The sequence below is a fragment of the Rhodococcus sp. Eu-32 genome, assembly GCF_003336925.1.
Lineage (GTDB): Bacteria > Actinomycetota > Actinomycetes > Mycobacteriales > Mycobacteriaceae > Rhodococcoides > Rhodococcoides kyotonensis_B.
The window spans coordinates 131761-145916 of sequence record NZ_QGNK01000013.1; the positions used below are offsets into that span (position 1 = coordinate 131761).

Here is a 14156-nt window from a genome sequence, read left to right on the forward strand (position 1 = left end):
TCTTCTGATGGATTCGTTGAGCAATCTCCTCGACGGGTTCGGTACGGCGCTGACGCCGATGAACCTCGTCTGGGTTCTCGTGGGCGCCGTTCTCGGCACCGCCGTCGGTGTGCTGCCCGGCCTGGGCTCTGCCATGGCCGTCGCACTCCTCCTCCCGGTCACGTTCACCCTCGATCCCACCGCAGCGCTGATCATGTTCGCCGGCGTCTACTTCGGTGGACTCTTCGGTGACTCGATCGCCGGCATTCTGATGAACACCCCCGGCAACTCGACGGCCATCGCAGGCACCTTCGAGGGCCATCGCATGGCCAAGAGCGGCCGAGCCCCGCAGGCATTGGCGACGTCGGCGATCGGCGCGTTCATCGGCGGAATCGTCGCGACCACGCTCGTGGTGTTCTTCGCTCCGACGCTCGCATCGCTCGCGACGAATTTCGGTCCGGCCGAGTACTTCGCGCTTGCGGTGTTCGCCTTCATCGCGACGTCGGCCGTCGTGTCCGACTCCGCTCTGAAGGGCCTGACGGCCCTGTTGATCGGCCTCACGTTGGCCGTCATCGGTATCGACGGCCCCTCCGGAGCATCGCGGTTCACGTTCGAGGTACCCGCGATGTTCGACGGCATTCACATCGTCGTCATCACTGTTGCCATGCTGGCACTCGGCGAAGTCATCCACGTCGCTTCGAAGATCGGGCGACCGGAGGACAACTCGTTGATCCCGTCCGGCGGGCGCCCGTTCCTGAGTCGCTCCGAGTTTCGTGAGGCGATGCCTGCCTGGTTGCGCGGCACGGCATTCGGTGTCCCGTTCGGCGTGATCCCGGCGGGTGGAGCCGAGGTTCCGAGCTTCCTCGCCTACGGCACCGAGCGTCGACTCGACCGTCGCCGCAAGAACCCGATGTTCGGAAAAGGCGCGATCAAGGGTGTCGCCGGCCCGGAAGCCGCAGGCAACGCCACCGCCGGTACCGCGATGGGTGCACTGCTCGCGCTCGGCCTACCGACGTCGGCAACCGCTGCGATCCTTCTCGCCGCATTTCAGCAGTACGGAATGCAGCCAGGACCACTGTTGTTCGACCGTAGCGGCGAGATCGTCTGGGCACTGCTGGCCAGCCTGTTCGTCGCGATGATCGTGCTGTTGATCCTCAACCTGCCCTTCGCGCCGCTGTGGGCGAAGCTGCTGAAAATTCCGAAGAACTACTTGTACGCGGGCATCTCCGTGTTCGCCGCCCTCGGCGTCTACGCGACGAGCGCGTCGATAGTGGACCTGATGTTCATGCTCGGACTCGGCGTTCTCGGGTTCATGATGCGTCGCTACGGCATCCCACTCGCGCCGGTGATGATCGCCGTCATCCTCGGCCCGCTCGCCGAGGACTCGCTACGCCGCGCACTCGCCGTCAGCGAAGGCGATCCGACCGTCCTCGTCAGCAGTGCGATCACCATCGTCCTGTATTCACTGATGGCCATCGCGATCGTCTTCACGATCGTGGGCAAGGTGCGCTCTCGGGCGAAAGCCGACTTCTAGGCGCCTTCGGCACACGTGCGCGGCAATGTACAGCGGGCTGTACATTGCCGCGCACGAGTCGTTTCACCTCCGTGGACAAATTTACGTTTTTGTCTAGACAGTGGACAATTTCGGAGTATTGTCATCCGTGCAGTGACTCACACCACTCAACGGATTGTCCGAGGAGGACTCTCGTCATGGCGACTCACACGAGCCCACAGCCGGAAGCCCCGGCAGAGGAATGGCACGACAAGAAGCGCTACCTGTGGCTCATGGGCCTCGTTCCGCCCACGGCAGTCCTCATGGCGGTCGCCTTGGTCTGGGCGTTCAACGGGCTCGGCTGGACCGCCGTGTCACCGGTCTTCTGGTGGATCGGCCCGATCCTCGTCTACGGACTGCTTCCGGTGCTCGACCTGTTCTTCGGCCCCGACGGGCAGAACCCGCCCGACGACGTGATGGAGCAACTGGAGAACGACAAGTACTACCGCTACTGCACGTACATCTACATTCCGTTCCAGCTCACCAGCCTGGTCGTCGCGTGCTACCTCTGGACGGCCGACAACCTGAGCTGGCTCGGTATGGAGGGCGGATTGAGCGTGATCTCGAAGATCGGGCTCGCGTTCAGCATCGGCGTCATGGGTGGCGTCGGCATCAACACCGCGCACGAAATGGGACACAAGAAGGACAGTCTCGAGCGATGGCTGTCGAAAGTGACTCTGGCGCAAACCTTTTACGGCCACTTCTACATCGAACACAATCGCGGCCACCACGTACGCGTCGCGACGCCCGAGGACCCGGCGAGTGCGCGCTTCGGTGAGACGTTCTGGCAGTTCCTTCCTCGCAGCGTCTGGGGCAGCTTGAAGTCGTCCTGGGCGCTCGAGAAGACTCGGATGAACCGACTCGGCAAGTCCACGTGGAACATTCGTAACGACGTACTCAACGCCTGGCTGATGTCACTCGTACTGTTCGGAACGCTCACGGCCGTGTTCGGCGTCGGCATCCTGCCGTTCCTCATACTGCAAGCGGCGTACGGCTTCTCGTTGCTCGAGACGGTGAACTACCTCGAGCACTACGGACTGCTCCGCGCCAAGACCGCATCCGGTCGATACGAACGCTGCGCACCTGCACACAGCTGGAACTCCGACCACATCGTCACCAACATCTTCCTGTATCACCTTCAGCGACACAGTGATCACCACGCCAATCCCACCCGGCGCTATCAGACGCTGCGCAGCATGGACGGCGCTCCGAACCTTCCCAGCGGGTACGCGAGCATGATCTCGCTCGCCTACTTCCCTCCGATCTGGCGCAAGGTCATGGATCACAGGGTGTTGGAACACTATCGCGGCGACATCGAGTCCGTGAACATCCAGCCGAGCAAGCGCGAGAAGATCCTCGCCCGCTACGGGGCGGACGCGTGACGATGGCGAAATACGAATGCCCGGTCTGCGCCTACGTGTACGACGAGACGACAGGCGCACCGCGAGAGGGCTTTCCGGCCGGAACCGGATGGTCCGAGATTCCCGACGACTGGCCGTGCCCCGACTGTGGGGTACGGGAGAAGATCGACTTCGAACAGAAAGCAGGCTGAGATGAACACCGATTTCAAGCTCTACCAGTGCATTCAATGCGGATTCGAGTACGACGAAGAGCTCGGCTGGCCGGAGGACGGCATCGAACCGGGCACTCGTTGGGAGGACATTCCCGACGACTGGAGCTGCCCGGACTGCGGCGCAGCGAAAGCCGACTTCTTCATGGTCGAGATCAGCAGACCGTAACGGGAGCGAAGATGATCGCTAGACTGGCCGCTGTGACGACACATCCGGTCAGCCCGTACAAGAACGCGGCAACGAACCTGATGCGTTCCACCATTCTCGACAGCCTCCACGATCTGCTTCTAGAACGAACGTGGTCGACGGTCAACATGGCCGACGTCGCGAAAGCCGCCGGCATCAGCAGGCAGACCCTGTACAAGGAGTTCGGGACGAGGAAGGGTCTGGCGCAGGGGTACGCACTGCGCCTGACGGACGCGTTCGTGTCCGCGGTCGACGACGCCGTCTACTCCAACGAAGGCGACGGTCTCCGAACCCTGTACGTGTCGTTCACCGAATTCTTCGGTCGCAGCGCGAAGGACCCGCTGGTGCTGTCGATGCTCACCGACGACCCACCGCCGGACTTGCTGCGGCTCGTCACCACCGAGAGCGGAATCCTGATCGAGCACGCGGCTTTTCGGCTCGCGGAGACGTTCCAGCGCAGTTGGATGCGCGTGTCGCAACACAACGCGGACGTGCTGGGTCGAGCGGTCGTCAGGCTCGCCCTCAGCTACATCTCGATGCCCCCCACGAATTCGGCCGACGTCGCAGCCGACATGGCATCGCTGCTCACGCCGTTCGTCGACAAGGTCCAGGGCACGGCCTGAAGAACCCGGTGTGCGAGAGTGACACCATGAGTCAGCTCCACCACGCACCTTTCTCGGACCTCAGCGGACACATCGTCTACTCCCTCTGCAAGCTGCGAGTCGACGTGTTCGTCGTGGAACAGAATTGCGCGTATCCCGAACTCGACGGCGCCGACGAACACCCGGACACCGTGCACTTCTGGCACGAGGACGACGGACGTGTGCTGTCGACACTGCGGTTGCTCCGCCGCGACGTAGAAACTCGGATCGGCCGCGTGTGCACCGCCGTCGACGCGCGTGGACGTGGACTGAGCGCCCAGTTGATGCGCGCCGCGATCGAACACGCGGACGGCGAGGACATCGTCATCGGTGCGCAGGTCCAGCTCGAAACGTGGTACGGCGGTTTCGGATTCGTGCGGTCCGGCCCGGATTACGACGAGGACGGCATCATGCACCTCCCGATGCTCAGGACAGCACGCTGACGGCGGCGTCGACGATCCGATCCTCGGACACCAGGACGTGCAGCGCCGCGTCGCCGAGCGGGATGAAACTGTCCTCACTGGCGATGCGGGCCAACTTCCCCGTGTAGCCCGCGTCGACGAGCGCGGCGATCACGCCCTCGCCGACTCCACCGGATCGCCTGGTCTCGTCGACGACCAGCACGCACGATGTCGCCGACGCCTGTGCGACGACGTCGTCCACCGGAAGCGGTGCGAGCCAGCGCATGTCGACGACGCGAGCATGCACGCCCTGCTGCGAAAGTCGCTGCGCCACGCGAAGACTCATCGGAACCCCATTACCGAACGTGATGATCGTGAGGTCCCCACCCTCGCCGTACACCCGGGCACGTCCGATCGTTGCTGCCTCGACGCGTCCACCGGACAGCCAGCCGTCGTCGCCGTCGTCGTAGAGGTCCCGTGTGTGGTACAGCGCGATGGGTTCGAGAAACACACAGACCGCCCCCTGCTCGACGGCAGCCGACGCACACGCGTCGAGCATGGCTGCGGCGTCGTCACCCCGCGCGGGTGACGCTACGACGATCCCGGGGATATCCCGCAGTGCCGCAACGGCATTGTCGTTGTGGAAGTGACCGCCGAAACCCTTCTGGTACCCGTATCCGGCGATACGGACGATCATGGGGTTTCGGTACTGGCCGTTCGAGAAGAACTGCAGCGTCGCCGCCTCACCGCGGATCTGGTCGGCAGCATTGTGCAGGTACGCGAGGTACTGGATCTCCGCGATCGGCAGGAGCCCGGACACCCCCGCGCCCGCGGCCAGTCCGAGGATCGATTGCTCGTCGAGCACGGTGTCGAACACCCGGACCGAACCCGCCGCGGACAACAGCCCACGCGTGACCCCGTACACGCCGCCTTTGCGTGCGACGTCCTCGCCGAACAGTACTGCCTGCGGGTACCGGTCGAGAATGCGTCGTAGAGAAGCGTTGATCGCCTGCGCGAGAGTCGATTCGGCGGGAAGGTCGATCGCGTCGGACGATGCGACAGCCCTGTACGCGAGCGGCGCCATGACGGCGTCGGCCGTCGCGAGCTGGGACGCGTCGGCGACGTCACGGGCCATGTCCATCACCTCGGCACGCTTCTCCTCGTACAGTGCGACGGCGTCGGACGCGGTCAGCACGCCGCTGTCGATCAGCGTCCTCGCCGTCTGCAACACAGGGTCTCGCGCGTAGTCCGCGGTGATGTCCCGTCGACTGCGGTACGACGACTCGACGTCGGACCCGGCATGCCCCATCAGCCTGACCGTGTCGATGTGCAGGAACACCGGACGGCCCCTGCGTCGAACACGATCGACGGCGGCGATCGATTTCTCGTAGGTGTCGACGAGGTCACTGCCGTCGGCGTGGACGTAGTCGAGTCCGGGCCGGGACGAGAAGTTCGACGCGATCCACCCAGCCGGGGTCGGCACGCTGATGCCGAGTCCGTTGTCCTCGCAGACGAAGAGGATGGGCAACGGCACTCCCTGATACGCCGAGTGCACGGCGGTGTTCAAAGCACCCAGTGCTGTCGAATGGTTGGCCGACGCGTCCCCGAAACTACACACGGTCACCGCGTCGCCAGGCCACGGACACGGGACACCCAGTTTGCGGGCACGTATCGTCGAGAACGCGACGCCGACGGCACGCGGCAGGTGCGACGCGATGGTCGACGTCTGCGGAATCACCGCGAGGTCGGCGCGGCCGAACACCTTGTGTCTGCCACCGGAGATCGGTTCGTCGACCGCCGCGACCAGCCCGAGCAACACGTCTCGGATCGGATCGCTGCCGCCGCCCTGTCGTGCCCGTTCGAGGAAGAATGCGCCCGAACGATAGTGCAGCAGTGCAGGATCGGTGACTCCGAGCGCGCCCGCGACGGCAGCGTTGCCCTCGTGCCCGGACGAGCCGATCGTGTAGTACCCCTTACTCTCGGAGCGGAGCCACCGGGCCGCGAGGTCGAGATGGCGACTGCCGAGCTGCGCGTCGAACAGCTCGAGAGCTCGTTCCGGCGTCAGCGAACCCAGCGACCGTCTGCTGGAACGCGCCCCGACGTGCTCCAGGAAGTACTCGTCGATCGCCTCGGCCATGGTGCATTATGCGCTCATGCGGCAGACCGTCGCCAGGAAAGGAGCACGCCTTCTCCTCGGTCAGGTTTCCACGGCAGGAAGATCGCCACGGCGAGAGCGCACGCCAACGACGCCGACACCGTCACGTACGACGCGAGCTGAAACCCCTCGAGTGACGCCGCTTTCATCGCGTACACCAGGTCGGCCTTCTGCGTGGCGAAGATCGAACTGGTCGGCGCCTTGACGATCTCGAGAACGCTGACGACAGTTTCGCGGGCGAACGCCTTCTGGTACGGCTCCATGACCGTGTCGGGAATGGCGTCGATCCTCGGCGCGACCCGGTCGGTGTAGATCGAGGCGACGATCGACCCGAGTACGGCGACGCCGAGTGTGCCCCCGACTTCTCGGGTCGTGTCGTTGACGGCGGACCCGGCGCCTGCTTCGTCGAGCGACACCGACGACATGATCGACTCCGTCGCGGGACCCTGCACGATCGCGAGCCCGAGACCCATCAGCACCATGGAGAGCAGTACCGGTCCGACATACGGTGTTTCGACCTTCACCTGACCTGCGATGAACATTCCTGCGCTCATCACGACCATGCCGAACGCGATGACGGCGGTGGTACCGATGCGTTTCGCGATCAGCGTGGCGACGGGCGCACCGACACCGATCGACGCCGCGAACGGCAGCGAGTGGACACCGAATTCGAGTGGGGTCATCTCCCGGACACCCTGGAAGTACTGGGTGATCATGAACAGAAAGCCGAACATGCTGAAGTAGGCGACCGCGATTGCCAACGCGGGCAACGAGAATCGCCGAATGCGGAACAGACTCATGTCGAGAACCGGCGACGGCGCCCGCAGCTCCCACCACACGAACGCGCCGACGCACAGGACCCCGATCACGTAGGCGGTCACACTCGTCGTGGAGAGCCAGCCCTGGCGCGGGGCCTCGATGATGCCCCACACGAGCGACGTGATGCCGACCAGCGACAGCGCGATACCCAGCGGGTCGAACTTCCCGACGTGCGACGCCTTCGATTCGGGAACGCAGGCCAACGCGGCCAGCAGTACGACGAGCGCGACCGGCACATTGATCCAGAACACCGAGTGCCACGAGAAGTGTTCGAGCAGAAAGCCTCCCGCCGTGGGCCCGATCGCGATGGCGAAGCCGGCCATCGCGGTCCACGCGGCGATGGCGAGAGCCCGCTCGCGGGCGTCGGAGAACATGTTGATGATGAGCGCGAGCGTCGCCGGGAACACCGCCGCCGCACACACTCCCATCGCTGCCCTGGCCGCGACGACTTGACCGAGGTCCGCGGCGAGTGCCCCGCCGATGGACATGACGGCGATGCCTGCCAGTCCCACCGTCATGACCCTGCGCCGGCCGTAACGGTCGCCGAGGTGGCCGAATGCGAGCAGAAGACCCGCGAACGTGAGGGTGTAGGCGTCGACGACCCATTGCAGGCCGCCGATGCTCGCGCGCATCTCGAGACCCATCGACGGGAGCGCGACGTTGACGACGGTGTTGTCGAGCACGACCAACAGCTCGGCCGCGCAGATCACGGCGAGGGCTAGATAGCGGCGACGGGCGCCGATTATGACTTGGTGCATAACGCGAAGTTATCTGTAACCGAGGGTTATAGCAATGGCTGGTCGGGCAGGGAGTGCTCCACCCATCGAACTATCTCGGTCTCGACACGGTCGAGTGCGCGCGTGCTGCGCTGGGCTTTCGCGACGAGAAGCGCCCCCTCGACGGCGGCGATCGACATCGTCGCCATGCCGCGGGCGCGCTCTCGTTCGACTCCTCGCTGCCACAGAGCTGCCGCGATCGTGTCCTCCCAGAACTCGAAACTCTCGCCCGCCGCCGCGACGGCCGCCGGAGCATTGACCCCGTCGAGCGCCGCAGGGGCGACCGGACAGCCGGCGACGAAGTCGGTTGCCGTGAGCTCGTCGCGGAAACCGGAGATCAACGCCCGCAGTGTCGCGACAGGTCCGTGCTCGGCGAGCCCGGCTGAGATCATCGACCCCATCAGCACGCCCGCGGTGCGCGTCGCCTCCTCCACCAACTGCGGCTTGCCACCGGGGAAATGGTGATAGATGGATCCCCGCGGCGCGCCTGCATGTTCGACGACGTCCAGCAACGACGTCGCTTCGATCCCGCGCTCTCGGAACAACTGGGCCGCGCTGCGCAGCATGTCGTCTCGCGTCGACCTCTTGGCCACACACCCTCCCATTGACGTAACCGCCGGTAACGTTTAATGTCGGCGGCAAGCTATGTCGTCCAGCATAGAAGATGCGAGACCCCGGGAGAGAGTCATGACGATCGACGACCCACATCGGCTCGGCTCCCCGCTCACGCTCGCATGCGGTCAGGTACTGCCGAATCGCCTGATGAAGGCTGCGTTGAGCGAAGGCCTCGGGACGCCGAGTCACGCGCCGGACGACCGGCTGACACGCCTCTACACCCGCTGGGGAACGGGCGGGTTCGGTCTGGTGATCACCGGCAACGTCATGGTCGACCGCACCCACCTCGGCGAACCGGGCAACGTCGTCATCGAGGACGATCGGGACCTGGACGGGCTCACCACGTGGGCCAAGGCCACGAAGGACGGCGGCTCGCCCATCTGGATGCAACTCAACCACCCGGGGCGTCAAGCGAATCCGCTGGCCACGAAGGCGAAGCCGGTCGCGCCGTCGGCGGTGGCGTCGGGAGTTCCCGGACTGCCGGCTCCTCGGGCGCTGACCGAGTCCGAGATTCTGGACATCGTCGACAGATTCTCGACTGCGGCATCGGTCGCCGAAGCCGCCGGTTTCGACGGCGTCCAGATTCACGGTGCGCACGGCTATCTCGTCTCGCAGTTCCTTTCTTCACTGTCCAATCGCCGGGAGGACCGCTGGGGCGGAAACCTGGACGGCAGAATGCGTTTCGTGCTCGAGGTCGTACGTGCCATCCGCGCCGCGGTGTCGCCCGGTTTCGCCGTCGGCATCAAGCTGAATTCGGCGGATTTCCAACGCGGCGGGTTCACCGAGGAGGAGTCGCGGGAGACCGTCGAACATCTGGCCGGTGAACGTATAGACCTCATCGAGATCAGCGGTGGCAGTTACGAATCACCCGCCATGATGGGCCGTGCGACGGTCGCCGCGAGCACCGCGGCGCGCGAGGCCTACTTCCTGGAATACGCGCGGGAGGTCAGGCAGGCGGCCGGCGACGTCCCGCTCGCCGTGACCGGCGGATTCCGTACCAGGAAGGCGATGAACCACGCTGTCGCAGAGGGCGATTGCGATGTGATCGGACTCGGTCGGCCCACCACCGTCGTCCCCGATGCCGGCCGGCAACTCGTGGACGAGCGCGTCGAGCGTCTCGACGCGCCGCGCATCAGCCTCGGGCTCCCTCTCGCGCTGGCGAAGGTCCGCGCGCTGAAAGCGCTCGACGGCGCACTCGATCTGCAATGGCACACCGACCAGCTCCACATTCTCGGGCGCGGCGACGACCCGGATCCGACGCGCCCGGCCTGGCGCACCGCCGCCACGATGATCGAACGCAACGGAGTCGACGCGTTCCGCAGCAGGCGCAGCGCCACATAGGCCGTGCATTTTTCGCCGAGCCGGGGGACGATCGACCGCATGACCAACCGATACGAGGCATGGCCGTCGCTCCCCGTCGATTCCTGGATCGACACTCGGGACACCGTTCACCTGTGGACGCAGATCGTCGGAAAGACCCGCATGGCGCTCGGGCCTGCGGTGAACCATTGGTGGGGTGTGACGCTGTACGTGGACGGCTCGGGACTGACGACGTCGCTCATGCCCGCGGGAGATCGCGGGCTCGAGATCAAGTTCGACTTCCTGAACCACGATCTCCTGTTCCAGCTGACGGACGGTACGAGCCGTCGGATGGCGCTCGCTCCGCGGACCGTCGCCGATTTCCACGACGAGTACACCCGCCACCTTCGCGAGCTCGGTCTCGATGTTCGAATTGTCGGAACGCCCGTCGAACTACCCCATGCCGTCCCGTTCGCCGAGGACACCACCCACTGCTCGTACGACGCGGAGGCGATGTCGACGTTCTGGCACTCGCTGGTCAGCGCAGACCGAGTCTTCTCCCGGTTCCGGGGTGAGTTCCGCGGCAAATCGAGTCCGTCGCACTTCTTCTGGGGCGCTTTCGATCTCGCGGTCACCCGCTTCTCCGGCCGTCCCGCACCCACCCACCCGGGCGGAATCCCCAACTGCCCCGACTGGGTGATGCACGAGGCATACAGCGCCGAGGTGTCGAGCTCGGGATACTGGCCGGGCGGCGACGAGGAGGGTGTCTTCTACTCGTACGCGTACCCCCACCCGGAGGGGTACGACACGCACCCGGCCGTCGAGGCACCGGCCCGGTGGGACTCCGCACTCGGCGAGTGGGTACTGCCGTATCACCTCGTCCGGCAGGCACCCGATCCCGACGCCATGCTTCGGGCCTTTCTCGAGCAGACCTACCGCGCCGCGGTGGAGACGGCCGGGTGGCCCTCGTCGTGATTCGGGGTCAGATGGTGGTGCCCACATCCTCGGCGACCAGTCGGTCCAACGCGCGCTCGGCTACCGCCGCGATCGTCATCGACGGGTTGCAGGCCGCGGAGTTTCCCGGCATCAGCGCCCCGTCGAGGACGTACAGCCCACGCTGACCGAGTACTCGACCTTCGAGATCGCACACCGAACCCATGTTCGCGCCGCCGAGCGGGTGCCACGTCGACGGCACGAGGGCATTGGTGTCGACGAGTGTGCCCGTCGGTCCGGCGATCCGTGCGGTCGCCGGGCCGATGCACGACGTCTGAAGTACGTGGTCGCCCTCGCGCGGCCACTGCAGCACGGCGTCGTCGATGCGGGGGTCGTAGACGAATCGCCCTCTGCCGGAACTGACTCCGTAGCCGACCATCGTCGTACTGCGGGTGTCGATCGTGTTGGCACCCACCGTCACCGGCGGGAACGACGCCTGGATGACGGTGTAGGCAGAGTGCGGGTCGTCCCAGTTCAAGCTGCCGTAGACGACCGGCCCGCCCTGACCCGGGCCGAACCCGTCGACGATGTCGGCCCAGACGTAGATGCGGTCGGCGTTGGTGCCCCACCCCGCGCCGAGTTCGTCCGGCAGGTCGGGAATTCGTCCGGCAGCGGACGCGCGCATCAACAGCCTGGTGGTGTTCGCGCTTCCGGCGGCCATGACGAGGGCGCCGGTGGTCAGGATCTTGTTCTCCACCACCCGTCCCGTCTCGTCGGTGCGGTCGACGTACACGGTCCACCGTCCGTCGGGTGCTCGTTCGACGTCGCGAACCTCGTGCAGCGTCTCGACGGTCACGAGCCCCGTCGCTTCCGCGGCCGCGATGTACGTGACGTCGACGGAGTGTTTTCCGCCGTTGTTGACGCCGAGTGCACCGTCGCCGTTGGTGTACGACGGGGCCATCTCACCCCGCAGCTCGGCCAGTGCGTAGTTCCAGTCGATCGGCATCGGGATCTTCGACACCGGAAATCCTTCGCGAGCCGCGTTGCGCGCGAAGATGCGTGTGACCTCGTAATTGGGGCTGTCGATCAATTCGTCCGGCGCCGTGGCGAGTTGGAGCATGCGCGCCACCCGCGGGTAGTGGACGCGGTTCATCAGCGCCCAGTCGAGTTCCTCCGGGAAGTTGGCGTCGAACACGTGTTGCGCCGGTTGCAGCGTCATGCCCTGGTACACAAGCGATCCGCCGCCGAGACCCGCCGCGCACACGGCAGTCATGTTGTCGCCGACGACCGTTTCGAGCAGTCCGACGTACGGCTCGAAGGCTACCGGAGTACCGAAGAGTTGCGGATTCGATCGGTGCCACAGTATCCGCTTGTCCGGATTGGTGGCGTGCGGGAAAGTGTCGACGTTCGGCCCTGTCGGCCAACGTCTTCCGCGCTCCAGCATCGTCACCGGAACGCCCGCCTCGGCCAGCCGCAGGGCCGTCACTCCCCCACCGAAACCGGAGCCCACCACCACGACTCGATGCTCTTCGCGCGTCAACGGGATGCGTTGCACCCTCGGCCCTGCATGAGCCAGCGGCTGGGAGACGGCAACCGCGCCCACCGCGGCCGCGGCACCGAGGAGAAAGGAACGCCTGTTCGGACCGGTCAAGATGTACCCCCACACATCCGCAGATCGTCATGTGGGGAACAAACTAGACAGGTAGACGTAAGAGTGTCAAGGAAGAGCGCGGAGAGCCGGCTCGAACCATCGACGGAGGAAGGACCGCAGATCGTCGTCGGTGCGCACGGTGTCGCTGTCGAACGAGATGACCGACAGCCCCAATCGCACCACGAGTTCCACGACGTCGTCGAGACCTGCCCGGTCGATCAGGCCGCGCGCGATCATCGGCTCGAACAACTCTCGCGCAACAGGTTTCGCGCGCGCCATCATGCCGGCGTCGAACACGGGGTTGCCGCGCTCGGCCACGAGCAGTGTCGCCAGCACGGGATGCGTACGCACAGCGGTTCTTCCGGCGACGATCACGTCTGCGACGTAGTCGAATGCGGTATCGACCGTATCGAGGTGCGAGCGAATACCGCCGAGCACCTCGCGCACCACCCCTGCCATGGCCTGGGACACCACTTCTTCGCGTGATCCGAAGATGGAGTACACGGTCTGCCTGGACACGCCCGCGGCGGACGCGACCGCCGCGACGTTGACGCCTTCGAACCCGTGCTCCTCGATCAAGCGCAACGTGGCGTTCAGAATTTTCTGACGTGACCGCATGGCCACCATTATGTACGCAGCCGAACCTTCAGGTGCGCATGCAGATGGTCGACGGCGGCCTGCACTCGTCGCGGCACCTGTGCGGCAGCGGAATACACGGCATGGATGTCCGCGGCGGGGGTCGGGACGTCGGGCAGGAGTTGGACGAGCGTTCCGTCGTCGAGCATCGGTTTCACGTGCCACATCGATCGCATGAGGACGCCGCGGCCGTCGATGCACCACTGCGTCGCGATGTCTCCGTCGTTGCTGATCATGTTCCCGGCGACACGGATCGCCGTCTCACCCGCGCCGAAACCGAACCTCCACAACGCGTAATCACCTTCGTCCTGACGTAGGACGATGCAGTTGTGGTCGCGCAGATCGGCCATCTCCCGTGGGGCCGTGTGCGTCTCGAGATAGCGTGGCGACGCGACGACCACTCGTCGGTTGTGGCACAACAGCTTTGCCGTCAACCGGGAATCCTGCAGCGCACCCACCCGTATCGCGATGTCGAACGGCGCGGCCGACGGGTTCGGCGGCGCCGACGACAGTTCGATGTCGACCTCGACGCGGGGATGCTCGGCCACGAAGTCGGCCATCAGCGGTGCGATGTGGGCCCGTCCGAGACCGACCGACGACTGGATCAGCAGCCGCCCGCGCAGTTCGGCGTAGTGCCCGCTCACCGACTCCTCGAGCTCGGCCAGTTCGCCGGCGATCACCGCGACGCCCGCCGCGTACCGCTCTCCTTCGGGGGTCAGCGTCGAACGCCTCGTGCTGCGTCGCACGAGGCGGACTCCGAGTCGACTCTCGAGCTGCGAGAGCCGCTTGCTCACCGACGACACCGACATGCCGAGAGCGCGTCCGGCCTCCGTCAGGCTCGACGAACGCGCCACGACGTCGAAGAACTCGAGGTCGTCGAACTGACTCACAGGCGCCTTCTTTCCAATTCGGAAAAGCAGTATTGCCGTCGCACGGCTTTCG

Annotated in this window: 14 protein-coding genes; 8 read left to right on the forward strand and 6 right to left on the reverse strand. The window is 65.5% G+C overall.

The window, feature by feature from the left end; all coding sequences use genetic code 11:
* Positions 1–7 precede the first annotated feature (7 nt).
* From DK926_RS16885 to DK926_RS16910, 6 genes are all read left to right on the forward strand, one after another.
* Positions 8–1513 carry a tripartite tricarboxylate transporter permease gene (locus DK926_RS16885; protein ID WP_068425139.1) on the forward strand — a complete coding sequence of 502 codons (1506 nt, stop codon included), beginning with the start codon at positions 8–10 and terminating at the stop codon, positions 1511–1513.
* A 176-nt stretch (positions 1514–1689) separates the two neighbouring features.
* Positions 1690–2913, forward strand: a complete 1224-nt coding sequence (locus DK926_RS16890; RefSeq protein ID WP_114331359.1) for an alkane 1-monooxygenase — start codon at positions 1690–1692, stop codon at positions 2911–2913.
* Between the two features lie 2 nt (positions 2914–2915).
* Positions 2916–3083 (forward strand): rubredoxin, encoded by a 168-nt coding sequence (locus DK926_RS16895; RefSeq protein ID WP_114331360.1) that lies wholly within the window; start codon positions 2916–2918, stop codon positions 3081–3083.
* Position 3084: 1 nt separating this feature from the next.
* Complete coding sequence (locus tag DK926_RS16900) at positions 3085–3270, forward strand: rubredoxin (protein WP_068425148.1); 186 nt, start codon at positions 3085–3087, stop codon at positions 3268–3270.
* Between the two features lie 11 nt (positions 3271–3281).
* On the forward strand, positions 3282–3911 hold the full coding sequence (locus DK926_RS16905) for a TetR family transcriptional regulator (protein WP_114331361.1): 630 nt from the start codon (positions 3282–3284) through the stop codon (positions 3909–3911).
* A 26-nt stretch (positions 3912–3937) separates the two neighbouring features.
* Positions 3938–4372, forward strand: coding sequence for a GNAT family N-acetyltransferase (locus DK926_RS16910; RefSeq protein ID WP_207890849.1), 435 nt, complete (start codon positions 3938–3940; stop codon positions 4370–4372).
* Here the strand turns inward: DK926_RS16910 and DK926_RS16915 are convergent.
* From DK926_RS16915 to DK926_RS16925, 3 genes are read right to left on the reverse strand one after another with little or no spacing between them, the layout of a single operon-like run.
* A complete protein-coding gene (locus DK926_RS16915; protein WP_114331363.1) occupies positions 4356–6467 on the reverse strand; it encodes a thiamine pyrophosphate-dependent enzyme in 2112 nt (703 codons plus the stop codon). The two genes, DK926_RS16910 and DK926_RS16915, sit on opposite strands and share 17 nt — an antisense overlap.
* A gap of 14 nt (positions 6468–6481) precedes the next feature.
* On the reverse strand, positions 6482–8062 hold the full coding sequence (locus DK926_RS16920) for an MFS transporter (RefSeq protein ID WP_114331364.1): 1581 nt from the start codon (positions 8060–8062) through the stop codon (positions 6482–6484).
* A 26-nt stretch (positions 8063–8088) separates the two neighbouring features.
* Positions 8089–8673 (reverse strand): TetR/AcrR family transcriptional regulator, encoded by a 585-nt coding sequence (locus tag DK926_RS16925; protein WP_243636859.1) that lies wholly within the window; start codon positions 8671–8673, stop codon positions 8089–8091.
* Between the two features lie 94 nt (positions 8674–8767).
* Here DK926_RS16925 and DK926_RS16930 point away from each other — a divergent pair, with 94 nt between their 5' ends.
* The gene (locus tag DK926_RS16930) at positions 8768–10036 is read left to right on the forward strand and encodes an NADH:flavin oxidoreductase/NADH oxidase family protein (RefSeq protein ID WP_114331366.1); all 1269 of its coding nucleotides are present in this window, start codon (positions 8768–8770) and stop codon (positions 10034–10036) included.
* Between the two features lie 39 nt (positions 10037–10075).
* On the forward strand, positions 10076–10969 hold the full coding sequence (locus DK926_RS16935; RefSeq protein ID WP_114331367.1) for a DUF5996 family protein: 894 nt from the start codon (positions 10076–10078) through the stop codon (positions 10967–10969).
* 7 nt (positions 10970–10976) lie between these two features.
* On the opposite strand, the gene DK926_RS16940 is transcribed toward DK926_RS16935, so the two are convergent.
* The 3 genes from DK926_RS16940 to DK926_RS16950 form a co-directional block, all read right to left on the reverse strand.
* A complete protein-coding gene (locus DK926_RS16940; RefSeq protein WP_165839595.1) occupies positions 10977–12578 on the reverse strand; it encodes a GMC oxidoreductase in 1602 nt (533 codons plus the stop codon).
* A 66-nt stretch (positions 12579–12644) separates the two neighbouring features.
* Positions 12645–13196, reverse strand: coding sequence for a TetR/AcrR family transcriptional regulator (locus DK926_RS16945; protein ID WP_068426143.1), 552 nt, complete (start codon positions 13194–13196; stop codon positions 12645–12647).
* 8 nt (positions 13197–13204) lie between these two features.
* Positions 13205–14104, reverse strand: coding sequence for a LysR family transcriptional regulator (locus DK926_RS16950; protein ID WP_243636860.1), 900 nt, complete (start codon positions 14102–14104; stop codon positions 13205–13207).
* Positions 14105–14156 lie beyond the last annotated feature (52 nt).

What these genes read in the sequence shown, in the direction of transcription:
- DK926_RS16945 (WP_068426143.1), bottom strand. Translation starts at nt 13,196, where the DNA reads ATGCGGTCACGTCAGAAAATTCTGAACGCCACGTTGCGCTTGATCGAG.
- DK926_RS16890 (WP_114331359.1), top strand. Translation starts at nt 1,690, where the DNA reads ATGGCGACTCACACGAGCCCACAGCCGGAAGCCCCGGCAGAGGAATGG.
- DK926_RS16900 (WP_068425148.1), top strand. Translation starts at nt 3,085, where the DNA reads ATGAACACCGATTTCAAGCTCTACCAGTGCATTCAATGCGGATTCGAG.
- DK926_RS16915 (WP_114331363.1), bottom strand. Translation starts at nt 6,467, where the DNA reads ATGGCCGAGGCGATCGACGAGTACTTCCTGGAGCACGTCGGGGCGCGT.
- DK926_RS16885 (WP_068425139.1), top strand. Translation starts at nt 8, where the DNA reads ATGGATTCGTTGAGCAATCTCCTCGACGGGTTCGGTACGGCGCTGACG.
- DK926_RS16935 (WP_114331367.1), top strand. Translation starts at nt 10,076, where the DNA reads ATGACCAACCGATACGAGGCATGGCCGTCGCTCCCCGTCGATTCCTGG.
- DK926_RS16905 (WP_114331361.1), top strand. Translation starts at nt 3,282, where the DNA reads ATGATCGCTAGACTGGCCGCTGTGACGACACATCCGGTCAGCCCGTAC.
- DK926_RS16930 (WP_114331366.1), top strand. Translation starts at nt 8,768, where the DNA reads ATGACGATCGACGACCCACATCGGCTCGGCTCCCCGCTCACGCTCGCA.
- DK926_RS16895 (WP_114331360.1), top strand. Translation starts at nt 2,916, where the DNA reads ATGGCGAAATACGAATGCCCGGTCTGCGCCTACGTGTACGACGAGACG.
- DK926_RS16910 (WP_207890849.1), top strand. Translation starts at nt 3,938, where the DNA reads ATGAGTCAGCTCCACCACGCACCTTTCTCGGACCTCAGCGGACACATC.
- DK926_RS16920 (WP_114331364.1), bottom strand. Translation starts at nt 8,062, where the DNA reads ATGCACCAAGTCATAATCGGCGCCCGTCGCCGCTATCTAGCCCTCGCC.